Annotated in this window: 16 protein-coding genes and 1 other RNA gene; 7 read left to right on the forward strand and 10 right to left on the reverse strand. The window is 63.6% G+C overall.

The window, feature by feature from the left end; all coding sequences use genetic code 11:
• Positions 1 to 95: 95 nt before the first annotated feature.
• From IAU67_RS02185 to IAU67_RS02205, 5 genes are all read right to left on the reverse strand, one after another.
• A complete protein-coding gene (locus IAU67_RS02185) occupies positions 96 to 1,715 on the reverse strand; it encodes a solute symporter family protein (protein WP_151843189.1) in 1,620 nt (539 codons plus the stop codon).
• A gap of 12 nt (positions 1,716 to 1,727) precedes the next feature.
• Positions 1,728 to 2,102, reverse strand: coding sequence for a DUF485 domain-containing protein (locus tag IAU67_RS02190; protein ID WP_370452040.1), 375 nt, complete (start codon positions 2,100 to 2,102; stop codon positions 1,728 to 1,730).
• A gap of 264 nt (positions 2,103 to 2,366) precedes the next feature.
• Positions 2,367 to 3,095: a dihydrofolate reductase gene (locus IAU67_RS02195; protein WP_151843191.1), complete on the reverse strand. Its 729-nt coding sequence runs from the start codon at positions 3,093 to 3,095 to the stop codon at positions 2,367 to 2,369.
• Positions 3,095 to 3,904 carry a thymidylate synthase gene (locus IAU67_RS02200; protein ID WP_370452041.1) on the reverse strand — a complete coding sequence of 270 codons (810 nt, stop codon included), beginning with the start codon at positions 3,902 to 3,904 and terminating at the stop codon, positions 3,095 to 3,097. The genes IAU67_RS02195 and IAU67_RS02200 overlap by 1 nt, the downstream gene beginning before the upstream one ends.
• A gap of 54 nt (positions 3,905 to 3,958) precedes the next feature.
• On the reverse strand, positions 3,959 to 4,708 hold the full coding sequence (locus IAU67_RS02205) for a 3'(2'),5'-bisphosphate nucleotidase CysQ (protein ID WP_151843193.1): 750 nt from the start codon (positions 4,706 to 4,708) through the stop codon (positions 3,959 to 3,961).
• 34 nt (positions 4,709 to 4,742) lie between these two features.
• Here IAU67_RS02205 and IAU67_RS02210 point away from each other — a divergent pair, with 34 nt between their 5' ends.
• Together IAU67_RS02210 and IAU67_RS02215 are read left to right on the forward strand one after the other, a co-directional pair.
• A complete protein-coding gene (locus IAU67_RS02210) occupies positions 4,743 to 9,668 on the forward strand; it encodes an Lhr family ATP-dependent helicase (RefSeq protein ID WP_151843253.1) in 4,926 nt (1,641 codons plus the stop codon).
• Positions 9,669 to 9,678: 10 nt separating this feature from the next.
• A complete protein-coding gene (locus tag IAU67_RS02215; protein WP_151843194.1) occupies positions 9,679 to 10,554 on the forward strand; it encodes a DNA-formamidopyrimidine glycosylase family protein in 876 nt (291 codons plus the stop codon).
• Positions 10,555 to 10,574: 20 nt separating this feature from the next.
• On the opposite strand, the gene pgi is transcribed toward IAU67_RS02215, so the two are convergent.
• From pgi to IAU67_RS02230, 3 genes are all read right to left on the reverse strand, one after another.
• Positions 10,575 to 12,350 (reverse strand): glucose-6-phosphate isomerase, encoded by a 1,776-nt coding sequence (pgi, locus tag IAU67_RS02220; RefSeq protein ID WP_151843195.1) that lies wholly within the window; start codon positions 12,348 to 12,350, stop codon positions 10,575 to 10,577.
• A gap of 98 nt (positions 12,351 to 12,448) precedes the next feature.
• Positions 12,449 to 13,297, reverse strand: a complete 849-nt coding sequence (gene hisN, locus IAU67_RS02225; RefSeq protein ID WP_151843196.1) for a histidinol-phosphatase — start codon at positions 13,295 to 13,297, stop codon at positions 12,449 to 12,451.
• A 47-nt stretch (positions 13,298 to 13,344) separates the two neighbouring features.
• Positions 13,345 to 14,235, reverse strand: a complete 891-nt coding sequence (locus tag IAU67_RS02230) for an inositol monophosphatase family protein (RefSeq protein WP_370452042.1) — start codon at positions 14,233 to 14,235, stop codon at positions 13,345 to 13,347.
• A 39-nt stretch (positions 14,236 to 14,274) separates the two neighbouring features.
• Between IAU67_RS02230 and prfB the strand changes: the two genes are divergently transcribed.
• Entirely contained in the window at positions 14,275 to 15,411 is a 1,137-nt protein-coding gene (gene prfB, locus IAU67_RS02235) for a peptide chain release factor 2 (protein WP_151843197.1), read from the forward strand.
• A gap of 9 nt (positions 15,412 to 15,420) precedes the next feature.
• Here the strand turns inward: prfB and IAU67_RS02240 are convergent, their stop codons facing one another.
• Positions 15,421 to 18,975: a bifunctional proline dehydrogenase/L-glutamate gamma-semialdehyde dehydrogenase gene (locus IAU67_RS02240; RefSeq protein WP_151843198.1), complete on the reverse strand. Its 3,555-nt coding sequence runs from the start codon at positions 18,973 to 18,975 to the stop codon at positions 15,421 to 15,423.
• Between the two features lie 442 nt (positions 18,976 to 19,417).
• Between IAU67_RS02240 and ftsE the strand changes: the two genes are divergently transcribed.
• The 3 genes from ftsE to smpB all read left to right on the forward strand — a co-directional run bounded on the left by ftsE (position 19,418) and on the right by smpB (position 21,665).
• Positions 19,418 to 20,107 (forward strand): cell division ATP-binding protein FtsE, encoded by a 690-nt coding sequence (gene ftsE, locus IAU67_RS02245; protein WP_151843199.1) that lies wholly within the window; start codon positions 19,418 to 19,420, stop codon positions 20,105 to 20,107.
• Positions 20,108 to 20,122: 15 nt separating this feature from the next.
• Positions 20,123 to 21,025, forward strand: coding sequence for a permease-like cell division protein FtsX (gene ftsX, locus IAU67_RS02250; protein ID WP_151843200.1), 903 nt, complete (start codon positions 20,123 to 20,125; stop codon positions 21,023 to 21,025).
• Positions 21,026 to 21,104: 79 nt separating this feature from the next.
• Positions 21,105 to 21,665: an SsrA-binding protein SmpB gene (gene smpB / locus IAU67_RS02255; RefSeq protein WP_151843201.1), complete on the forward strand. Its 561-nt coding sequence runs from the start codon at positions 21,105 to 21,107 to the stop codon at positions 21,663 to 21,665.
• A 161-nt stretch (positions 21,666 to 21,826) separates the two neighbouring features.
• On the opposite strand, the gene brnQ is transcribed toward smpB, so the two are convergent.
• Positions 21,827 to 23,266, reverse strand: coding sequence for a branched-chain amino acid transport system II carrier protein (gene brnQ / locus IAU67_RS02260; protein ID WP_151843202.1), 1,440 nt, complete (start codon positions 23,264 to 23,266; stop codon positions 21,827 to 21,829).
• Between the two features lie 213 nt (positions 23,267 to 23,479).
• Here brnQ and ssrA point away from each other — a divergent pair.
• Positions 23,480 to 23,864, forward strand: a transfer-messenger RNA (tmRNA) gene (gene ssrA / locus IAU67_RS02265).
• The last annotated feature ends 148 nt before the right edge of the window (positions 23,865 to 24,012 follow it).

Consider the following 24,012-nt stretch of genomic DNA (forward strand, 5'->3'; position numbering starts at 1 on the left):
GCACCACAGACTTTACCGTGTTGCTGCGCTGAGAAAAAACTACAGCAAAGCCCCGGCCAGAAAGCCTGAGGCCTTCCGCCGGGGCACACGTGGACTTAGTGATCCACTGGCTTTTCCACCCCCACGCCGGTGAGGGAGCGAACCTCCATCTCCGACTGGAGCTCGTCGAAGTTGTCTGGCTTGCCCAGGAAGGTTCCGATGATACCGGCCAAGAAGCCAGCTGGGATGGATACCAAGCCTGGGTTGGTCAGTGGGAACCATGCGAAGTCAGCGTTCGGCAGCACAGAGGTTTCACTGCCGGAGACCGCAGGGGAGAAGATGATCAGCACAATTGCGGTGAGCAGTCCCGTCCACAAGGAGGCCACGGCACCCGTGGTGTTGAAGCGCTTCCAGTACAGGGAGTACAGGATCGTCGGCACGTTTGCGGACGCCGCCACACAGAATGCCAGGGAGACCAGGAAGGCTACGTTCTGGCTCATGGCGCCAATGCCCAGCAGGATAGCGGCGATACCGATGATCACCACGGTAATGCGGGACACGCGGACCTGCTCCTCTTCCGTGGCCTGGCCGTTGCGCAGCACGGAGTTGTAGAAGTCGTGAGCCACAGAGGCGGAAGCGGTGATGGCCAGACCTGCCACCACAGCCAGCACGGTGGCGAACGCCACGGCGGAGATCACGGCCATGAAGATTGGCCCGGCAAGCTCCAGGGCCAGCAGCGGTGCAGCGGCGTTCGCGCCACCTGGGGCGCCCTTGATGCGCTCAGGGCCCACGAACGCTGCAGCGGCGTAGCCCAGAACCAGGGTCAGCAGGTAGAAGCTACCGATCAGGATGATGGCCCAGGTCACGGACCGGCGTGCTTCCTTCGCGGTTGGAACCGTGTAGAAGCGCATCAGCACGTGAGGCAGTCCAGCCACACCCAGGGCCAGGGACAGCCCCAGAGCAATGAAGTCCAGCTTGGTCACATCGGACTTTCCGTACTTCAGGCCCGGCTCCAGGATGGCGGCGTTGCCACCATGGGACTCCACGGCGCGCGCCAACAGCTCAGAGAAGTTTCCCTTCACCAGCACGAAGATGATGATGACCATGATGACCACGCAGGAGCACAGCAGCACAGCCTTAATCATCTGCACGATGGTGGTGCCCTTCATGCCGCCGATCAACACGTAGGCGATCATCACCACACCCACAACGGCCACAATGCCGGCCTGTGCGGTCTTGTCGTGAATATCCATCAGCACGGATACCAGCGCACCTGCACCGGCCATCTGTGCGACCAGGTAGAACAGGGACACGCCCAGGGTGGCGAAGGCAGCGGCCACGCGCACGGGGCGCTGCTTCAGACGGAAGGACAGCACGTCAGCCATGGTGAACTTACCGGTGTTACGCAGCGGCTCAGCGACCAGCAACAGTGCGATCAGCCAGGCTACGAAGAATCCGATGGAGTACAGGAATCCGTCGTATCCGGTCAGCGCGATGGCGCCGACGATTCCCAGGAAGGAAGCGGCAGAAAGGTAGTCACCGGCGATGGCCAGACCATTTTGCGTTCCAGAGAAGGACGCTCCACCGGTGTAGAAGTCGGACGCGGACTTCTGGGGCTTCTTCGAGGCGTACGCCACGATGCCCAGGGTGATGACGATGAAGGCAACGAACACCGTCATATTCAGGATGGGGTTACCAGCACTTGCGCCGGCGTCGGCGGCAGTAAAGAAAGTCATGGTGTGTGCTCCTTATGCCACCGTGGTGGATGGTGGGGTGGCGGATGGGTGCTCGAGGGACTCACGGATCGCTTGGGATCGTGGCTCGAGGTTCTTGTTGGCGTAGGACACGTACATCCAGGTAATGCCGAAGGTGGTTACGAACTGGGAGACTCCCATGAGGATTCCCACGTTAATGTTGCCGAAAACCGGCTTGTTTAATACGCCTGGTGCGTACATGGCAATAACCACGTACAGCATGAACCACACCAATCCGGCGATGGTTAGCGGAAAGGTAAAACCGCGCTGCTTTGAGCGGAGCTCCTGGAACTCAGGGCTCTGTTGGCAGGCCTTGAACTCTGCAGCGGATGGGGTATGCCGCTCAGTCGAGGGTGCTGGCTGATTCAACAGTCTTCTCCGAAATCGTCATTGTAGTGAAACGCATCACAAAGGATTTGTGATTGCGATTCAAGCTACAGAACACGTTCTCTATTGCAAAAGTAAATGGCAGAGATAAGTACTTGCTCTTACCCCCTTGGGAGGGGAGGCATAGAAAAAGACCATCTGACATGCAGATGGTCTGAAGCCGTATCGCGCGGCGGGGGAGGGGAAGGGGGTGGGGGAAACTAAAGAGTCACGCCGCGATGTATCTATCTACATATGTGCATATAGTTACTCGCGCGGGCGCCGCTGCTGCCCACGTGTTGCCTGCCGCCGCACGTACTCACAAATCCGGTAATCCACGGTCGCGTCGCTGTCCACGGGGTGCCCCGTGGCGGAGGTCTCCCACGGTCCCGCGTTCTCCTCGAACTCGGTCGCGGGAATCTCCGGCGCATGCACGCTAAACCGCTCGGGCGCCACCATGTCGATCTCCGTAATCACCACGCGGTCGGAAATCGGCATGCACTGCGCGTACACCTGCCCGCCGCCCAGAATCCATACCGTGGGCGTGAGCTCCGTCTCTGGCTCCTCTGCCCGCCGCTTACTGATCCACACCGCGGCCTGGGCAATCGCCTCGCTCAGCGAACTCACCCGATGCCCGCCCGGCGACGAGTACGCCTCGTTGCGCGTCACCACCCAATTCTCGCGCCCCGGCAGCGGCCGGTAGGGGGCCTCCAGCGCCTCCCAGCTGGTCCGGCCCATCACCACGGGATATCCCATCGTGGAGAGTTGAAAATGCTTCAAATCCTCGGGCAAATACCAGGGCATGTCCTTACCGTCGCCGATAATGCCCGCCGTGGTTTGCGCCCAAATCTGTGCGATTTCAATATCCGACGCCGACACGCCAGAAATCCCCGCCTCAGCGAACGCTCGCTCAATGGCCTCATTGACCTTGTCCCGAGTGATCTCGGGGTAGTCACCAGGCTCAAAACCTGTGGGACGCGACGTAGTTTCCGCCATTACACAGCCACCTTTCCCTTAATCGTGGGGTGAGGATCGTAACCGTCGAAGGATATGTCCTCGAATGAATAGCTAAACATGTCCGCCGCCTTATTCAGCACTAACTGGGGATACGGCCTGGCCTCGCGGGACAGCTGCAGTTCCACCTGTTCGCGGTGGTTGTCGTAGATGTGGCAATCGCCGCCGGTCCAGATGAACTCGCCGACCTCCAGGCCCGCCTGCTGCGCAAACATGTGAGTCAGCAGGGAATAGGAGGCGATATTAAACGGCACGCCCAAAAACATATCCGCGCTGCGCTGGTACAGCTGGCAGCTCAGTTTGCCGTCGGCTACGTATAGCTGGAAGAGCAAGTGGCACGGAGGTAATGCCATATTGTCCAACTCGGAGACATTCCACGCGCTGACAATATTGCGCCGGGAATCGGGGTTATTCTTCAGCATTTCCAACGCCCCGGAAATCTGGTCAATGTGCTGACCGTTGGGAGTGGGCCAACTGCGCCACTGCACCCCGTAGACCGGGCCCAGGTCCCCATTCTCATCGGCCCATTCGTTCCAAATGCGAATGCCATTGTCCTGTAGCCACGTCACATTGGAGTCACCCCGCAAAAACCACAGCAGTTCGCCCACCACGGACTTAATGTGCACATTCTTGGTGGTAATGAGGGGGAAGGACTCGCTCAAATCGAAGCGAATCTGCTTGGCGAAAAGGCTGGTGGTTCCGGTTCCTGTCCGGTCTGGCTTGCGTGTGCCAGAATCCAGAATCTCCCGGAGAAGATCCTCGTACGGAGTGGGGATAGCGCCAGAGGCCACGGTGGACAACCTTTCCATCAACACAAACCTAACGCCGCTTAGTCTACCCGCGATTTAGCCGCGCTGAAGATACTTGTCGGCGGCGCTCAAGAGCTTATCGGCAATGTCCGGCCGGCAGATCAGCAGATCGGGAAGATAGGTATCCTCCGCGCCGTAATCCACAGGGGATCCATCCAGCCGTGAGGTATGCAAACCCGCAGCTTGGGCCAGGCCCACGGGGGCTGCGTTATCCCATACGTATTGTCCTCCGGCGTGAATGTAGGCGTCGTTATCCCCCAAGATGACGGAGACGGTTTTCGCCCCGCACGAGCCCATGTGCACCAACTCCATGCCCGTTTCTTCCGCAATAAACGTTCCGATCTCCGGGGAGGAGTTTTGGCTGATGACCAGGCGGTTCGTGGGTTTGCCACCCACGGCGCGGATGTCGTTGCTGTGGAACACGCGGCCCAGGTCCGGCATGCCTACGGCAGCCTGCGTGATCACGCCCTTTTCTGCCAATGCGATATGTACCGCCCAGTCCTGGCGGCCACTGCCGTACTCGCGGGTGCCATCCAGCGGGTCGATGATCCACACGCGGTCCTTCACCAGGCGGGAGCCATCGTCGGGGGCCTCTTCGGATAAGACGGCATCGTCGGGACGGTGCTGCTCGAGGCAGCGGGCGATCCATCCTTGAGCGGTGGCGTCGCCGGCTTTGCCCAATACGTCGTCGCGCAACAGGCCTACGTTACGTACGCCTTTGAGGATCTCTCCCGTGCCTAACGCCAGGCGCAGTGCCAACGTTGCATCGTCTACTTCGGCAGTCATGGCACTAAGTCTAGCCGTCTGTTTAACTGGTGACATGCCCGCCGACGTTCTTGATCGCTTTCATGCCCCCGTTGCTGCATGGTTCAGGGACGTCTTCGCGGAACCAACGCTGGTGCAAACCCAGGCATGGGAGGCCATTTCCGCAGGTGATAATGCGCTTGTGGTGGCGCCGACGGGATCGGGAAAAACGCTGGCGGCGTTTCTGTGGTCCCTGTCCACGCTCACGTCCAGTCCCTTGCTGATCCCGTCTGACCTCCCCCAGCGTGAGGGATCAGATGCTGCAGTCCCTTCAGACTCCACACACACCGCCACCCACCGGGGAACCGGCACCACCAAAGTGCTGTACGTCTCCCCGCTGAAGGCCCTGGGCGTGGACGTGGACCGCAACCTGGCCGTGCCGCTGGCAGGCATCGCCCGCACCGCCGACGCCCTCGGCCACAGCATCGCACCTGTCCGCGTGGGCGTGCGCAGCGGCGATACCCCGCAGACTGAACGCGCGAAGCTGCTGCGTAACCCGCCGGATATCCTCATCACCACGCCTGAATCCCTGTACTTGATGCTGACCTCGAAAGCCGCCGGGACTTTGGCCGGCGTGGAGACGGTCATCGTGGACGAGGTCCATGCGGTTGCCGGCACGAAACGCGGCGCGCATCTGGCGCTGAGCCTCGAGCGCCTGGAGATGGTCACCGGCGCCCCCGTGCAGCGCATCGGCCTGTCCGCCACGGTGAACCCCATCGATACCGTCGCCAGTTTCCTGGTCGGCGATCGCCCCGTGACCGTAGTGAATCCGCCGATCATGAAGCGATGGGATGTGCGCGTGCGCTCCGTGGTGGAGGATTTTCAGGATCCGCCGCCGGCGGAGGACCGCACCGATACTGAATCCGATCCTGCCGCCGATCCTGAGACCGACGCCGAAGCCCCCATCGACGAGGCCCTCGTCGGACCCAGCCTCATGGGGGAAGGATTGGGAGGGGCGAGTTCGGCGGGGTCGGGGGCGCGTGTGGCCAGCGGCGTCGATAAAGAATCGGCGCTACCGCAGCAACGGTCCGTGTGGCCCCACGTCCAACGGGCGATCTATCAGCAGGTGATGGACAACCAATCCACGCTGGTGTTCGTGAATTCCCGCCGCGCGGCGGAGCGGCTCACAGGCGCGTTGAACGAGCTATGGGCCGCCGAGCACGACCCGGAATCCCTCGCCGCGCCCACCCGCAGGGACCCGGCTCAGCTGATGGCGCAATCGGCGCAGGTCACGGGCGCACCGGCGGTCATCGCTCGAGCCCACCACGGGTCCGTGTCCAAGGAGGAACGGGCGGATATTGAGCAGGCGTTGAAATCGGGGCGTCTGAAGTGCGTGGTCGCCACCAGCTCCCTGGAGTTAGGCATCGACATGGGCCTGGTGGATCACGTGGTGCAGGTCGGCGCGCCACCCAGCGTGGCCAGCGCGGTGCAGCGGTGCGGTCGCGCAGGCCACACGGTGGGGGCGACCAGTTCCGCGACGATCTATCCTCTGCACAAGCAGGACGCCGAAGCGGCCGTGGTGGTGGTCGACCGTATGCTCAAAGGTCAGCTGGAGCCGCTGCATGTGGTCACCAATGCGCTGGATGTGCTGGCGCAGCAGACGGTCGCGGCGGCAGTCCAGGCGCCGGGTGGGCGCTTGGACGTGGAGCAGTGGTGGACCGCCGTGCGCCGCGCCCTGTGCTATTCCGCCCTGCCCCGCGAGGCCTTCGACGGGGTGATCGAGCTGATCAGCGGCCATTACCCCTCCACTGATTTCGCGGACCTGAAGCCGCGTGTGACCTACGACGCCACGGCGGGCGTCCTGGAGGCGCGCCCCGGAACGCAACGCATCGCGGTGACGACGGGAGGAACCATCCCGGACCGTGGGATGTTCGGCGTGTTCCTGGCCGCCGGCAGCGAGACCGGAGCCCGCAGAGTGGGGGAGCTGGATGAGGAGATGGTCTACGAGTCCCGCGTGGGCGACGTGTTCACGCTGGGAGCGTCCAGCTGGAAGATCCTGGAGATCACACGCGACCAGGTGATCGTGACCCCCGCGGCCGGGCACACCGGCCGCCTGCCGTTCTGGACCGGGGACGCCGAGGGCCGCCCGGTGGAGCTGGGACAGGCGATCGGGGAACACCGCCGCCAGTGGGGAACCGGACAGCTGGGCGACATCAAGGGCCAGGACTTCCTGGATGAGTACACCATCAAGAATCTGGACACGTACTACGCCGCGCAGAAGGACTCTGCGGGCCTGGTTCCGGATGAAAAGACCATCCTGATCGAACGCTTCAAGGATGATATTGGTGACTGGCGCGTGGTGATCCATTCCCCCTATGGCCGGGGTGTGAACGCCCCGTGGGCGATGGCGCTGGCAGCGCAGATCCAGGCGGAGACCGGGGTGGACGCGATGGCCGTGGCCGGCGACGACGGACTGGTGCTGCGCGTGCCGTACTCGGACACCCCACCGGGTCTGGAGCTGGTGCTGGGCAGCGGACCCGCCGAGGAGCGCGCGAGCACCGCGGTGGCGGACGTGATGGATAACGTGGGTTCCTCCGCGCTGTTCGCGGGCCGTTTCCGGGAGTGCGCCGCCCGCGCGTTGCTGCTGCCCCGGCGCAACCCCGGCAAACGCCAGCCGCTGTGGCAGCAGCGCCAGCGGGCAGCCCAGCTGCTGGACGTGGCGCGCAACCACCCGGAGTTTCCGATCATGGTGGAAACCATGCGGGAGTGCATCCACGATGTCTACAGCATGGATGCCCTGCGCACGGTGCTCACGGCTCTGGAGGAGCGCGGCGCGCCGGGCGGGGCGATCAGGGTCGCGGAGGTCACCACGGACGGCCCCAGTGCCTTCGCAGAATCGCTGCTGTTTAGCTACACCGGCGCGTTCATGTACGAAGGGGATTCCGCCGAACGCGCGGCGGCCTTGGCAGTGGATCCTGTGCTGTTGGCGCAGGTCCTGGGCACCTCCTCCCAGAGTCATGTGTTGGACCCGGCGGTGGTGGGGCGCGTGGTGGAGGCCGCGCAGTGGCTGGCCGAGGGGCGCCGGGCCGCCTCGGCGGAACAAGCCATCGACATGCTGCGCAGCCTGGGGCCGCTGACCCTGGAGGAGATCGCCCGCCGGATCGAGCCGTGGGCTGAAGCCACCGAGCACCTCACGCCCACGGGGGTGAGCCTGGCGCAGCTGGAGGAGCTGATTCCCCGGCGCCTCATGCGCATCAGCTTCGGCGCTCAGACCAAGCTGGCCGTGGTGGAGGACATGCCGCTGCTGCGCGATGGCTTAGGTGTGCCGGTCCCGCCGGGCGTGGTGGCCGATGCGCGGGTGATTCCCGACGCGCTGGACCAGCTGCTGCTCAGATGGCTGCGGCATCGCGGCCCGTCGTCGGCTGATGAGGCCGCCCAGGAGTTCGGCATGGGCGTGGCCGCGGCCCAGTCGCTGCTGAGCCGCTGGGTGAGCCAGAAGCGCCTGGAGCGCGTGGAGGATTCCACGGGCACGGGTATGCCGTTGTTCGTGGACGTGGCGATGCTGCGGCGCCTGCGCAGCGCCTCCCTCGCTGCCGCCCGCGGTGCAGTGGAGCCGGTCGCGCCGGAGGCCTACGCGCGGTTCCTGCAGGTCTGGCACGGCCTGGCCACGCAGGAACGCGGGGACCTGCTGAACGTGATCGAGCAGCTGGCGGGCGTGGCGTTACCCGCCAGCGCCTGGGAGACCGTGGTCCTTCCCGCGCGCATCCCGGACTACCAGCCCGGCGACCTGGACGAGCTGCTGAGCTCCGGCGACGTCATCGCGGTGGGCTCCGGCGTGGCCGGCAGCGCCGATAGCTGGATCACCCTCCTGCCTGCGGATATGGCCCCGGCGCTGCTGCACTTACGCCCGCAGGAGGAGTCGGCGCTCAGCATGCTCGCCCTGCAAATCACCACCCACGTGGATGCCGGCGGTGCCTTCCTCGCCAGCGAACTCGCCACCGCGCTGGGGACTGATGCGGGTGCGGGCGTGGCCGAGGCGGCGAAGGATCTGATTGCTGCGATGTGGGAATTATTCGACGCCGGCCTCATCACCCCCGACTCTTTCGCCCCGATCCGGGCCCGCCTTGCCGAGGCTGGAACGAGCGGCGGGCGACAAGCGCATCGCGCTCCCCGCCGGGATCGCGGGCGCGGAAGCCAGCGGCGGGTGCGCTTGGGGCGTCGGGGATTTACGCACGGATTCGCCGCCGAAGCAGCCACGGCCCGCCGCAACGCTCTGGCCGCCAGTGCCCGCTCCACCGTGCCAGGGCGATGGTCGGCGCTACCCCGTACCTGGGACATCACGTCCACCGAGCTGGCCGCGATGCAGGGAGAAACCTGGATCGAGCGCTACGCGGTGGTGACCCGAGGGGCAGTGATGGCGGAGAAGGCCTCCGGCGGATTCGCGGAAGCCTACCGGCTCCTGTCCGCGTGGGAGGATTCCGGAAGCGTGCTGCGCGGATACATCATCGAGGGCCTGGGCGGGGCGCAGTTCGCACCGCGGGATGTGATCGGCCAGCTTCGGGATGCGCCGGAGCATACGTCTGAGCATGTCCCGGACGCGGGACCCGCCGAGCCCATCGTGCTCGCCACCCTGGACCCCGCCAACCCGTACGGCGCGGCGCTGCCCTGGCCCTCCGTGCGCGACGGCGCCACCACCCCCACTCGCAGCGCCGGGTCCCTGGTGGTCCTTCATGGAGGAGAGCTGCTGGCGTGGATGTCCCGCGGTGGCAAAAACATCAGCGTGATGCAGCACGGCGTCGTGGACGAGAGCCAGGGCGACCAGCCGGTTGACTCCGCGGTGGTGGAGCACGTCGTCGGAGCGTTGCAGGTCGCCGTGCACGCCGGGCGGCTGAGCCCCATCCTGGTGGAGAGGATCGACGGGGTGCCGGTGCTCGACGCAGACCTCCGCCCCTGGACTCGCGCCGGCGCGCGCCTGGTGCCCAAGGGCTTGAGCATCAAGTAGCCTAGGCGTCATGCCCGAGGGAGATTCCGTCCTGCAGCTGTCCGAACGCCTGCAATGGATGACCGGCCGAACAGTCACCCACACCGATATTCGCGTACCCCGATGGGCCACCACCAGCCTCACCGGTCAGACAGTCCACCGCGTATGGCCCTACGGAAAACACCTGTTCATGCACATCGGGGACACGCTGGTGCACACACACCTGAAAATGGAGGGCGTGTGGTCCATCCATGCACAAGGAACCCGCTGGCGCAGACCCCATCACACAGCCCGCATCATCCTTCGCTTCACTCCGCAACACGAGGGCGGCCCGCAGATCGAAATCGTGGGCCACAGCCTGGGCTTCGTGCGCCTGCATCCCGCCGAGGCCTACCCGGAGGTCATCGCGCACCTAGGCCCGGACATCCTCGCTGAGCCACACACCTGGGAATCCACAGGGAAGGAGTGCGCCTTAGCCAACATCATGACCCGCCCCGGCCGAAGCCTCGGCGCCGCGCTCGTGGACCAAACCATGGTCGCGGGCATTGGCAACGAATACCGCGCCGAGGTGATGTTCCTGCTCGGCTGGCATCCCGCCATCCCCGTCGACGCCGTCGGCGAGTCAGGGGTCACCCGCGCCCTGGAGGTTGCGCGCCGAGTGATGTGGGACAACAGGCTCGAACCTCACCGGGTGTTCACCGGGGACCGGCGCCGCGGCATGAGTACCTACGTGTTTGGGCGGGCCGACCGCCCCTGCCGACGCTGCGGCACGCTCATCGAGACCTCTACCCTGGGAGGGCGCTGGGCCGGAGGGGATTCGGAGCTCGACTCAGCAGAGCTGGAGCGCATCATCTGGTGGTGCCCCCACTGCCAGGCGCTTGAGCGCTCCGCAACGTCAGGTCGCTAGCGCTCCGCAACGTCAGGTCGCTAGCGCTCCCTGCGACTGCGGTAGTGGTGGATCAGATCATCGGTGGAGGAGTCTCCGGTGTCCACCGCGCTCTCACCGTGGAGCAGGTCCAGCAGGGTGGTGGCCTGCGCCTTACCCAGCTCCACACCCCACTGGTCGAAGCTGTTGATGCCCCACAGCACACCCTGGACAAAGGCGATGTGTTCGTACAGAGCAATGAGCGCTCCCAGCGTGCGCGGGGTCAACTTGTCACCAAGGATCGTGGTGGACGGGCGGTTGCCCGGCATCACCTTGTGGGCAATCAGAGCCTCGTCCAAGCCCTCCTCCCGAAGCTCCTCGGCAGTCTTGCCGAACGCCAGCACGCGGGATTGTGCAAAGAGGTTGCTCATCAGCATGTCGTGCATGCTGTGCGCGCCGGTGGCGTCGGCATGATCCACGTGCGGGTTCACGAAGCCAATGAAATCAACGGGGATCAAGTGAGTGCCCTGGTGGACCAGCTGCATGAAGGCGTGCTGACCGTTGGTGCCCGGCTCGCCCCAGTAGATCTCGCCCGTGGGTGTGGTGACAGCGCTGCCGTCCAGGTGCACGGACTTTCCGTTGGACTCCATCATCAGCTGCTGCAGGTAAGCCGGGAAGCGGTCCAGGTCCTGCGAGTAGGGCAGCACCGCGTGGGACTGCGCGCCCAGCAGGCTGGTATACCACACGCCCAGCAGAGCCATGAGTACGGGAACGTTCATCTCCAGCGGCTCGGAGCTGAAGTGCTTGTCGACGTCGTAGAAGCCCTCCAGGAAGTTCGTGAAGTCGCGTGGGCCGATCGCTGCCATGAGGGTCAGGCCAATAGAGGAGTCCACCGAGTAGCGGCCGCCTACCCAATCCCAGAACTCAAACATGTTCTTTGGGTCGATGCCGAATTCCTCGACCTCCTCCTGGTGGGTGGATACAGCCACGAAGTGCTTCGCGGTGATCTGGCGGATCTGCTCGTCGGTACTGACGTCCACGCCGGTGCGCTCCAGCCGGGCCAGCAGCCAGCGGCGTGCAGCGTGCGCGTTCGCCAGCGTCTCGGCGGTATTGAAGGTCTTGGATGCCACCACAAACAGCGTGGATTCTGCACCGATCTTGCCCTGCTGTTCCAGCTGATCCAGCACGGCCTCCAGGTGTGCAGGGTCCACGTTGGAAATGAAGTGAGGGGTAATGCCGGCGGTCTGGTACGGGCGCAGGGCCTCCGCGGCCATGGCGGGGCCTAGGTCCGAGCCGCCAATGCCGATGTTCACCACGTGCTTGATCGTGTGGCCGGAGATGCCCTGCCACTGACCGGAACGCAGCGCTTTCGCGAAGTCCCGCATGCGGCCCAGGACCTGGTGCACGTCCGCGGCGATGTCCTGCGTGTTGCCTTCGGCGTCCTCCACGGTCAGGTCGCGGTCGACGGGCAGGCGCAGTGCGGTGTGGAGCACGGAGCGCTGCTCAGTGGTGTTGATCTGCTGCCCCTCGAACATCGCCACGCGGTAATCCTCCACCTTCTTGCTGCGGGCGAGGTTCACCAGCAGGTTCAGGCCGGAGGGGTCAATGAGGTTTTTGGACAGGTCCACCCGTAACGGGCCGCACTGGAATGTCATGTCCGACGCCCGGCCTGGCTGCTCCTGGAAGAGCTTGCGCAGGTTCAGGGTGTTATCCGTATCTACTGCCGTGGGAGTGCCCAGGGAAGTGGTGAAACGTTCAGCATGCTCCAGCAGTTTTTCCCATTCATACAAGGTGGTGAGGTCTTGTTCAGCCGGTGGTACGAAGTGCTGATGGGACATTGGGGGCGACGCTCCTCATAACTTAGGTAGTACGCGGATTGCGAGAAAGTTTCTATTGTCCACAGTCTACGCGGGTCCGGGAATGTGTGCCGGTGGCCTTAGGCCAGGGAGTCGAGAATCTCCTGGTGGAGAGCCCCATTGGTGGCCACGGCAGAGCCGCCGTGCGGGCCTGCCTGGCCGTCCACACTGGTGAAGGTTCCACCGGCTTCCTCCACGATGGGAACCAAGGCGGCCAGGTCCCAAAGGTTCACCTCAGGCTCGGCGGCAACATCCACCGCGCCTTCGGCGACCAACATGTAGGACCAGAAATCACCGTAGCCCCGCAAGCGCCATGCCCGGTCCGTGAGCTGGATCAGCTGCTCCCGCTTACCGCAATCGGCCCAGCCGGTCAGGGAGCTGATCGCCACGGAGGCATCCGCCACCTTCGTCACGCCGGAGACACTCAGCCGACGCGGGGCAGCGCTCGGGATGGGGTGGTCGGTTCCCACGGCGCCCTGGATCATAGGGGTGTTGAAGGTGCGCCACGCGCCGGTTCCCTGGGAGGCCCACCAGCGTCGGGACAAAGCAGGGGCGGAGACCACGCCCACCACGGGCACACCATCGACCAACAGGCTGATCAGCGTGGCCCATACGGGCACGCCGCGGACGAAGTTCTTGGTGCCGTCGATGGGGTCGATGACCCACTGGCGGCCCTCGAACACAGCCTCGCCGCCGAACTCTTCACCCACCACCGCGTCCTCGGGGCGCTGCTCGGACAGGATGCTGCGCAGACGTTGCTCTACGGCCGTGTCCGCGTCCGAGACGGGGGTGAGGTCCGGCTTGGACTCGATCCGAAGGTCGCCGGATTCAAACCGTGCCATGGTGATGGCGTCCGCGGCATTCGCCAAGGTCAGCGCAAGTTCCAGGTCCTCGGCGTAGGGAGAGGGTGCGGGGGTGTGAGTGCTCATAGGCACCATACTAGCGTGACAGGTGTGACTGCTGTGATGGAAAGTGTCTAACGGTGCGCTTCCAGGAGCTCCGCCACCTGCTCCACCGCCGTCGGCGCGCCAGCAAGCGACCAGGTGGTGGAGCCAGCCTCCACCTTCCGGCATGCGCCGCCGGCACCCTCCACCAAAGCGCGACCCGGAAGCCAGTCCCAATCGCACAAACTATGCTGCAGCCACACCCCCGTGTGGGATGCCGCCACATCCGCCAAGTCGATGGACGCCGAACCCAGCATCCGCACGCACGCCGCGCGGGTCACGACGGACAGCCACGCCTCACGGATGGAATCATCCGCGAAACTCGTGGGGTGCAAGTAGCCGCCCAGTGCGGAGGAGGACAGTGGGGCGTCGGACACAGTAATCGCCTCCCCGTTGCGCGTGGTGGGGATCGACGGACCACCGAACCACGTGTAGCCCATGGCCGGGCGATGCACGGCGCCGAAGATCACCCGTGAAGGGTCGGTGGGGTCGCCCTCCACTAGTGCCAGGGCGGAGCACCAGTAATCAGAGCCCGTGGTGAAGTTGTAGGTGCCATCCACAGGATCAATCACCCACGTGCGGCCCGTGGTGGATTCCACCGCGGTACCCTCTTCGCCCAACAGGCCATCGTCGGGGCGGATCGCGCGCAGGGCATCCCCCACAAACTTTTCCGCGGCGCGGTCGGCAGCAGTCACCACGTCGGACACGCTGGTTTTCTGCTCCACGGATAGCCCCGACTCGCGCATGCGCCACGCCAGCCGACCCGCGTTATACACCAGAGCCTGCGCCAAGTGCTCATCCGAATCATCCACATGCTGGACAATGAACGTCTTAATAATTGCGTTGAGCATCTCCTCCGGAATGGGAGAGTCCTGAGCCGGAGAACTGTTCTGGGCGCGCGCGTGCGTGTTATCGGAAGCCATGCCCTCTATTGTGCACCCCTCGCTGTAGAATTGCGCATTATGCACCCCGATGTTTCCGCAGACCTGCAAGACCTGGACAGCACACTCACCACAATCGAGTCCGTGCTGGACCTGGACGAACTGGACTCACGCGCCCGCGAATTGGAAGACCAGGCCGCGGACCCCAGCTTGTGGGATGACCCGGACCACGCCCAACACGTCACCTCAGAAATGTCCCGTGTGCAGGCAAAACTGAAGAAAGTTCGCGGGCTGCGCCAGCGCCTCGAGGACCTGCCGATCATGTACGACATGGCAGAGGAAGCCGCCGCCGAGGCAGGCGATGGGGACAGTGAAGCCGCCGAAGCCCTGGAATTGGCCGAGGCGGAGCGGCAGGAGATCCGCCAGGAGATCGAATCCCTGGAAGTCACCACCATGCTGTCCGGGGAATACGACCAGCGCGAGGCCGTGCTGAACATCCGCTCCGCCGCCGGTGGCGTGGACGCCGCGGACTGGGCGGAAATGCTGCTGCGCATGTACACCCGATGGGCGGAACAGCACGACTACAAGGTGGACGTGTATGACGTCTCCTACGCCGAAGAAGCCGGCATCAAGTCCGCCACGATGGTGATTCACGGGGAATACCTCTACGGAACCCTGTCCGTGGAGCAGGGAACCCACCGCCTGGTGCGCATCTCCCCGTTCGATAATCAGGGCAGGCGCCAAACTTCCTTCGCGGAGGTGGAAGTGTTGCCTGTGGTGGAGCAGACGGACCACATCGACATTGATGAGAATGAAGTGCGCGTGGACGTGTACCGCTCCTCCGGCCCCGGCGGCCAGTCCGTGAACACCACGGACTCGGCGGTGCGCCTGACCCACATGCCCACGGGCATTGTGGTGACGTGCCAGAACGAAAAGTCCCAGATTCAGAATAAGGCCTCGGCCATGCGTGTGCTCGCCGCGAAGCTGCTGGAGCGCAAGCGCCAAGAAGAACGCGCGGAGCTGGATGCACTGAAGGGTGACGGTTCCAACTCCTGGGGTAACCAGATGCGGTCCTATGTGCTGCACCCGTACCAAATGGTGAAGGATCTGCGCACGGACTACGAGGTCAATGACCCCACCAAGGTGCTCGGCGGGGACATCGACGGCTTCCTGGAGGCCGGCATCCGCTGGCGCATGTCCCAGCAGCAGGGCCAGTAGCCCGGCGCTCTAGTGCTTCTGAATGAAGCCGAAGCGGTGCTTCGTCTCGGACACTGCCTGTTCCAGCAGCAGCGGCAGCAGCTCGCGGCGACCATCGGCCAGCACATCCTGGTCCAGGATCACTGCGCCGGACTTCGCGGCAGCCACGTAGAACTCCTCGGGAGTCTCGCCCAGGCTGCGGATACGCGCGCAGCTGGCGTTCTCGATCTCCTGAGCGAACTGCTTATCGCTGGTCACGCGGATCAGGTAGCCGTTGACAGCGGAATCGCCATAGGCTTCCGTCACCTTGGCAGGGGCAGCGTTGGCTGCCTCGTGCAGCGCCAGGGACAGGCCGGCGAAGTTCTCCGCGTTGATCTCGTTGGCGGAGATGTCCAGCGCGGTGCCGGTGATGTAGGACGCCAGCACCAGACGCAGCAGGTCACGCGCGTTGGTGTGCTCGTTGACGCGCACACGCAGCGGTTCCAGCAGGCTGCGGTAGCGGAAGATGTTGGACTCCACGGTCAGCCCGGTCTTGTCGTGCTCGATGCCGAACTCGGTGGCCCAGTTGAACGCATCAGACTCCGCAGCGGTACGCAGCCACTCGTGATCCGCGCCGGACAGGGCGTTGTCCTGGTCGTTGACGGGGATCGCCGCGTGGAAGGTGCGCAGCAGCTGGGTGATGCGGGCGTCGATGGTGCCGGTCGGCAGCTCGGCGAGGTCACCTTCGGACCAGATGCCCTGCTGTGCCACGTAGTTCGGTCCGCCGGCCTTGGCGCCGGAGCCGATGGAGGAGTTCTTCCAACCGCCGAAGGACTGACGCTGCACGATAGCGCCGGTGATACCGCGCTGGATGTAGGCGTTGCCGACCTCCACGCGCTCGCGCCAGTAGTCCTTCTCATTGTCATCCAGGGTGTGGATGCCGCCGGTGAGGCCGAATCCGGTGGAATTCTGCCACTCGATGGCCTCATCCAGGGTGGACGCGTGCATGATGCCTGCCACGGGGCCGAAGCACTCGTGGGTGTGGAACCAGGAGCCTGGCTTGACGTTGTCGCGCAGGCCAGGGGTCCACAGGGTGCCTTCCTCGTTGAGCTTCTGCGGCTTGACCAGCCACTTTTCGCCTGGCTCCAGCTGGGTCAGGCCGCGCAGCAGCTTGTCGCCGGGTGCCTCGATCACGCCGTTCATGTTGGTGGAGATGTCCGTGCCGTGGCCGACCTTGATGGTGCGCACGGCGTCCACCAGCTGGTTGCGGAATCGCTCGGACTTGCCCAGGGAACCGACCGTAATGATCAACGACGCCGCCGAGCATTTCTGTCCTGCATGTCCGTACGCGGACTTAAACACGTCTGCCACGGCCAGGTCTGGGTCGGCCGAGGGGGTGACGATGATGGCGTTCTTGCCGGAGGTTTCTGCGTTGATGGTCAGGCGGGGCTTCCAGCTGCGGAACAGGGCCGCGGTCTCGGAGGCGCCGGTGAGGATCACGGAGTCCACATCGGGGTGGGACACCAGGTGCTTGCCGGCGTCCGCCTCGTCGGCGTTGACCAGCTGGACGAGGTCCTCGGTCACGCCGGCGTCACGTAGGATCTCCATGAAGATCTCCGCGATGCGCAGCACTTGTGGCGCTGGCTTGATGATGACGGTGGCACCGGCCGCCAGCGAGGCGAACACGCCACCCAATGGGATGGCGATGGGGAAGTTCCATGGTGGGGTGACCACCACGGTCTTGTACGGGGTGAACACGGAGCCGCGGACCAAGTCCAGCTGGCGAGCGGACTCGGCGTAGTAGCGGGCGAAGTCGATGGCCTCGGAGACCTCGGGGTCCGTCTCGGCGATGGTCTTGCCAGCCTCGAACACAGCAGCGGAGATCAGGCGGCCGCGGTTATCCGCCAGGGCGTCAGCGGCGCGATCCAGAAGTTCGGCGCGCTCAGCGCCGGACTTGGAGCCCCAGGCCTCGGCGGCGCGCCGGGAACGATCCACGGCGGCGTCGATCACGGCGGTATCGGTGACCAGCTCAGACACGGCAGGGCCGGGATCGTTGGACGGATCGATCAGCTGCAGAGCCCACTCGCGGTTGGCGGGCAGCACAGGGTCCGTGTCCGGCTCGTTGATGAAGTGGCCGGCGATGCCGCCGGAGCGGGTACCGGCGCGCTGCTTGGATTCCTCCAGGCGGTTCTGCGTGCGGTACGGGCCAGCAACGGTGGTCCAGCGGTCCTGCACGGAGTTCAAAAATGCCTGCTTCTGGCCATCCATCGGGGAGAAGCCAGCGCCCTCGTCATCGCCGGGTGCGAACAGGGCGTAGAGGAAGTTCTGCTTCGCGCCGTTTTCCTCCAGGCGGCGAACCAGGTAGGAGATCGCGACGTCGAAGTCCTCCTTCTTCACCACAGGGGTGTAGAGGATCAGGTCACCGACCAGCTCGCGGATGGCCTTGGACTGGCCGGGGGCCATGCCCTGCAGCATCTCGATATCCAGCTGATCCTTCACTCCGCGCTTGTTGGCCAGCTCGATGGCCAGACCCAGGTGGAAGAGGTTGTGGCTGGCCACACCGATGCGGATGTTGTCCGCGTGCTCCGGCTGCAGGATGTAGTCCAACAGGCGCACGTAGTTGGCGTCCACCTCCGGCTTGGTGGGGTAGGGGGCCAGCGGCCAGTCGTGGATCTCGGCGTCCACGTTTTCCATGGAGAGGTTCGCGCCCTTCACCAGGCGCACCTTGATCTTCGCGCCGCCGGCCTCGCGGCGCTTGCGGGCGAACTCCGCCAGAGTCTGCAGGGCGTAGAACGTGTCCGGCAGGTAGCCCTGCAGAACAATTCCGGCCTCCAAGTCGTGGAACTCCTCCTCGCTCAGCAGTTCCGTGAACAGGTGGATCGTGAGATCCAGGTCCTTGTACTCCTCCATGTCCAGGTTGATGAACGGGTGAGGGTTGCGGGTCATGGCCTGGCGGTACAGCGGACGCAGACGATCCTTCAGGCGCTCGATGCTGCCGTCGTGATCCCAGTGGTTCAGCTGGGACACCACAGAGGAGGCCTTGACGGACACGTAGTCCACGCGTGGGTTCTTCAGCAGGTTAATGATGTCGTCGCGGCGGCGCGTGGCTTCCTCTTCACCCAGCACAGCCTCGCCCAGCAAGTTGAGGTTCAGGCGGAATCCCTCTTCGCGGCTGCGGTCCAGCAGCTCGTCCAGTGCCTTACTTTCTGCATCCAGCACCAGGTGCGCCACGGTAGAGCGCAGGTAGCTGCGGGCAATCGGCATCACCACGCTGGGCAGCAGTGGGGCGAAGATGGAACCTGCGGTGACCAGCAGGGAATCGATGGGGCCCATGAAGTCCGGGATCGGTGCGGACTTCTTGAACGGGTGGGCGATCTTCACGAATTCTTTGGCAGCGACGCGGTTGTCCTCGGGGCGTGCCACGCGGTCCACGAAGGCGAAGGTGAACTCCACGCCGTCGGGGTCATGCACCAGGTCAGCCAGTTGCTGCGTGGATGCGGAGGTTTCTTCAATCTGGAGCCATTCGTTGGCGCGGGAGATAGCGGCGTCAACAACGGCTTCCACGTCGCCGCTGTTGGGAAGTGGGGTGTTTGCAGGAGAGCTCATGCCTTGTTCCTTCTACAAGATGATGTGCACAGGCGTGCATGCTTAGGGATTACAAAAGGGATCATCGGGGAAGGAGTGGGGCGACGGGAGGTCGATCGCCGGTGGGGCGGACTCGGTTGGTGTTCAGCACGGTGTTCCTTGGAGCGGTTGTAGCTGTGTTCCTTGTCACCGGATCTTAGCGATTTGTTTACCGCGTGGAAAGGGGCCGGGGGATAGTTTCGATTGCCCCCGGTTTTCCCTGCTGTAGCTATGTTTTTAGGTGTATTTTCGTGCGCTGTGGGCAGGCTGCAGGCAACCTTTGGATAGGCTGTGTGGCGCCTGTGAGGAGAAGCGGGAGAGATCGCGCCGGGCGTCGGGGAAAATAAGAAAACAACAGTCACATGTGTCACACAATTCACTTAAGAATTCACGCTGCTGGGCTTTTTCGATAGACTGAGGCGCTGTGATCACTTTTGAGCATGTATCTAAGAGCTATCGGACGTCCACGCGCCCCGCGCTGAAGGACGTGAGCCTCCACATCGACGAGGGGGAGTTCGTCTTCCTCATCGGCCCCTCCGGCTCCGGTAAATCCACCTTCCTGCAACTCATGCTCGGCGAAGTCACCGCCGACGAAGGCGCGCTGGAGGTCGCCGGATTCGACCTACGCACGCTCAAAGGCAAGAACATCCCCAAGCTCCGCCAGCGCATCGGCTACGTCTTCCAGGACTTCCGTCTGCTGCCGAAGAAGAACGTGTACGACAACGTAGCCTTCGCCCTGGAAGTCATCGGCAAGAAACGCTCCGAAATCCAAGAAACCGTACCCGACGTGCTCAAAACCGTGGGCCTGGACGGCAAGGAACGCCGCTTCCCCAACGAGCTATCCGGCGGTGAGCAGCAGCGCGTCGCCATCGCCCGGGCCTACGTCAACGAGCCGAAAATCCTGCTCGCCGACGAGCCCACCGGCAACCTCGACCCGGAAACCTCCACCGAAATCATGTTGCTGCTCAACCGCATCAACCAAACCGGAACCACCGTCATCATGTCCACCCACGACAACGTGGCCGTGGACTCCATGCGCAAGCGCGTGGTGGAACTGTCCAACGGCAAACTGATCCGCGACGACGCCCGCGGCGTCTACGGCGTAGGCCGATAGAAGGGGAGAAGCACAATGAAACTAGGATTCGTCCTCCGCGAAGCCCTCGCCGGCTTCCGTCGAAACATGACCATGACCGTGGCCATGATCATCACCACCGCCATCTCCTTGGCACTGCTGACCACCGGCTTCCTGCTGACGGACATGACCCAGCGCACCAAAGACATCTACATCGACAAGGTAGAGGTCATGGTGCAGCTCAACGATGAGCTCTCCACCACGGATACGGACTGCTCCAGCGAGGAGTGTGTTGCGCTGAAGGAGACCCTGGAAGGCGACGACGGCGTGGAGGCCGTGACCTTCCGCAACAAGGATCAGTCCTACCAGCGCTTCGTGCAGCTGTTCGGTCAATCCGACCCACGCCTGGTGGAGCAGACCTCCCCGGATGCGTTCCCCGCCGCGCTGCACGTTCGTCTGGTTGACCCCACCGAAACAGAGCCCATCGACGCGATCAAGGACAACCCCGCCGTGGGCAACATCGTGGACCAGGGCGCCGAGGTCCAGGAAGCCACCAGTAACCTGGACGCCATCCGCAACGCCGCGTTCCTCATCGCCGCGGTGCAGGCCCTGGCCTCCATTTTCCTGATTATGAACATGGTCCAGATCGCTGCATTCAACCGCCGCAGCGAGATCTCCATCATGCGCATGGTCGGCGCCACCCGCTGGTTCACCCAGGCGCCGTTCGTGATCGAGGCCGTGATCGGCGCCGTGATTGGTGCCGTCCTGTCCATTGCCGCGCTGGTGGCGGCGAAGACGTTCGTGGTGGACAAGGCCATGGCGTCTTTGTACGACGCCAACCTCGTCGCGCGCATCACCAGTGGTGATATCTGGATCGCCGCGCCGTTCGTCGTGTTGTTGGGGGCGGTGGTCGCCGCCGTGACGGCTCAGGTGACGCTGCGCTGGTACGTGAAGAAGTAGCACACCGGGCAACCGCCCTGCTGGTGCTGCGCGGTTGCTGATGGCTGGTCCTGCGGTTGCTGGTAGGCTGTGAGCAATCATGGCGAAAAAAAGTACACCCGTACACTCCGGAAAAGCGGCCTCCAAGGCATCGCGGGCCAAGGCAAAAGGCTCCAAGGGGACAGCGAAGGGCGCTGGCCCCTTGGTTGTTGCGACCAACCGCAAGGCCCGCCACGACTACCACATTGTGGACACCTACGAATGCGGCGTGGTGCTGGTCGGCACCGAGGTGAAGTCCCTGCGCGAAGGAAAAGCCAGCCTGATCGATGCCTATGCCACCATCGACGAGGGCGAGGTCTGGCTGCGCGGCCTGCACATCCCGGAGTACTCCATGGGGCACTGGACCAACCACTCCCCACGCCGCGTGAGGAAGTTGCTGCTGCACCGCCGGGAGATTGATTCCCTGCTGGGTAAAGTCCGCGAGGGGAACTCCACCTTGGTTCCGCTCCAGTTGTACTTCTCTGGGGGACGTCTGAAATGCGAATTGGCGCTGGCCCGGGGTAAGCAGCAATACGATAAGCGCCAGGACATCAAGCGCCGCACGGAAGAGCGAGAAGCCACCCGTGAGCTCGGCCGGCGCATTAAGGGCCTCAACGCCTAAAATCCCATACCGCATGAGCTGTCGGTGTGTTTAAACAACCGGCATGGATGCCTTTTCCCGATGGCGCCGAGTTTCCCGACTCAACGCCCTCCCGTCGGCGCCGTCAGCTCACGCAACAGGCACCTGAGCACGACGGCGAGTAGGCGGCGTCGGACGTCCGATTAATCGTCCTTGCCTGCGGCGTTGGGCGTGGACGAGCCGGAGGTGACATCGGAATGGAGGGATTCGTCGATCTCGCCGGAGATGAGGGACTCCTTGCGCATACGCCCCCGCGACATGTCCACAACAAAGGCAATGGCCGTGGCGACGACGGTGGGGATCAGCCAGCCCAGGCCCTCGGTGAACAGGGGGATGGACGAGGTGAACGTCAGGGACTCCATGCCCAGCAGGTTGTGGTTCACGCCCAGGTCGATCAGGGAGAACAGCAAGGCCACATACACGGCGGTGCGGTAGCTGTACGGCAGGCGATGGCGAGGAACCAGAAGGTGGAACATGCTCAGCAGCACCAGGGCAATGGCGGACGGGTAAATCACGCCGATGACCGGCGCGGACATGCTGAGAATGCGCTCCAGGCCCAGGTTGGAAATCCCGAAACCGATCAGGGTGAAGGTAATCGCCCAGGCGCGGTAGGAGATGCCCGGCAACAGCTCGTTGAAGAAGGCCGAGCAGGCCGCGATCAGGCCCACAGCCGTGGTGAGGCAGGCCAAGAGGACCACGCCGGAAAAGACCATGTCGCCCGTGGAACCCAGCGTGAGCTTCGAGGCGGAAGAGAGCACCGCGGCGCCGTCGGAGTAGCTGGACTTGTCCGGCATGCGGGTGCCCATCACACCCAGGCCGATGTACACCAGCAGCAGGAACGCACCAGCGGTGATGGCGGCGATGGAGGTGAGCTTCACGACTTTCTTGTGATCGGTGATGCCGCTGCCGCCGAAGCTGGACACCACGATAATCGCAAAGGCTAGGGCCGCGATGGAGTCCATGGTGAAGTAGCCCTGCAGCACGCCGGCTACCAGGGCGTTGGAGCTATATTCCTCCGTGGCGTCGATGGGAGGATTGTTCATCGAGCGGATGCCGACGATGGTTAGCACTGCCAGAAGGATCAACAGCACGGGCGTGAGGTAGTTACCCAACGTGTCCGCGACTTTGCCGGGGAACATCACAATCGCGAACGCGATAGAGAAAAACACAGCGGTGCATACCAGGCGCCAGAGGCCGCCGCTTAAGCCGAAGGTGGATTCAATGCCGAGCTCGTAGCCGATTGCTGCGGCGCGGGGGAGGGCGTAGAACGGGCCGATGGATAGGTAGGCCACGACGGAGAAAGCTACGCCGAAGATCGCGCCGGCACGGCTGGCCAGGTCCCGCACGCCGGATCCGGACACAGCCACCGCGATCACGGTGATGACGGGCATGAACACGCCCGTGAGGAGGAAGCCGGTGATTGCTGGGACGAAGTGGTCACCAGATTCAATGCCCAGCATGGGAGGGAAGATCAGGTTTCCCGCTCCGAAGAACATGGAAAACAGCATGAGACCCACGGCGAAGAGGGTGGAGATGGTTCTTTTTTTCGATGACGTGCTGCTGGTTGTGCCGCTGGATGACATGCGTGGGGATCCTTGTTCTGAGTGCGCTGCGTGAGTGTAATGCTGACTATTGGCTATATTTCTACAACTTCTGACAGTACGTGGAGGTGGGCGCGCCTGTGAAATTAACAGGTAGGGTGACTCAGCGTGGGTGACACAGGTTGGGTTTCGGTGCTGCGTGGGGTAGCATGGGACGAACTGTAGAGAATAAGCATTTCCGCTCTACGGCACCATGGGGTCGATTCTGGTTTCGACTTCGTGTGTTGAGTTAGGGGAAGCGTGCCGGTGCAGGCAGGAGACCACCGTGAGCGTCGCTGCACACCTATAAGCGCCGAGAACACTCAGCGCGACTACGCCCTCGCTGCCTAATAAGAAAGGTCTAGCGACCGCGTGTCTGTCAGCCCAGGCCTGTCCCTCGTCTGGATCCTGGCATCGTTTTTAGGGACTTGCCTTTCGGCCTTGTTGGTTGGGTCGGAGGGGACTTTCAAACCAACTGGGTTCGTCATCCTCGCTAGTTCGTGTGACGAGGAGAGCCGAGTAAAGACAACAGCGAACTGCGCACGGAGAAGCCCTGGCGAGATCGCGAAGGACCCGGGTTCAATTCCCGGCGGCTCCACAGATAGCAAAATCCCAGCTCAGCAATGAGCTGGGATTTGTTGCATCTGAGTGCGTGAATGCTCGATCAGTTGAGTGATTAGTGATTAAAGTCGTTGGTCAGATTATTGTGTCTAAAAAATATTATAATCACACAGTATAACAATATAGGT

Origin of the sequence: Corynebacterium zhongnanshanii, from assembly GCF_014490575.1 — a bacterium.
GTDB lineage: Bacteria > Actinomycetota > Actinomycetes > Mycobacteriales > Mycobacteriaceae > Corynebacterium > Corynebacterium zhongnanshanii.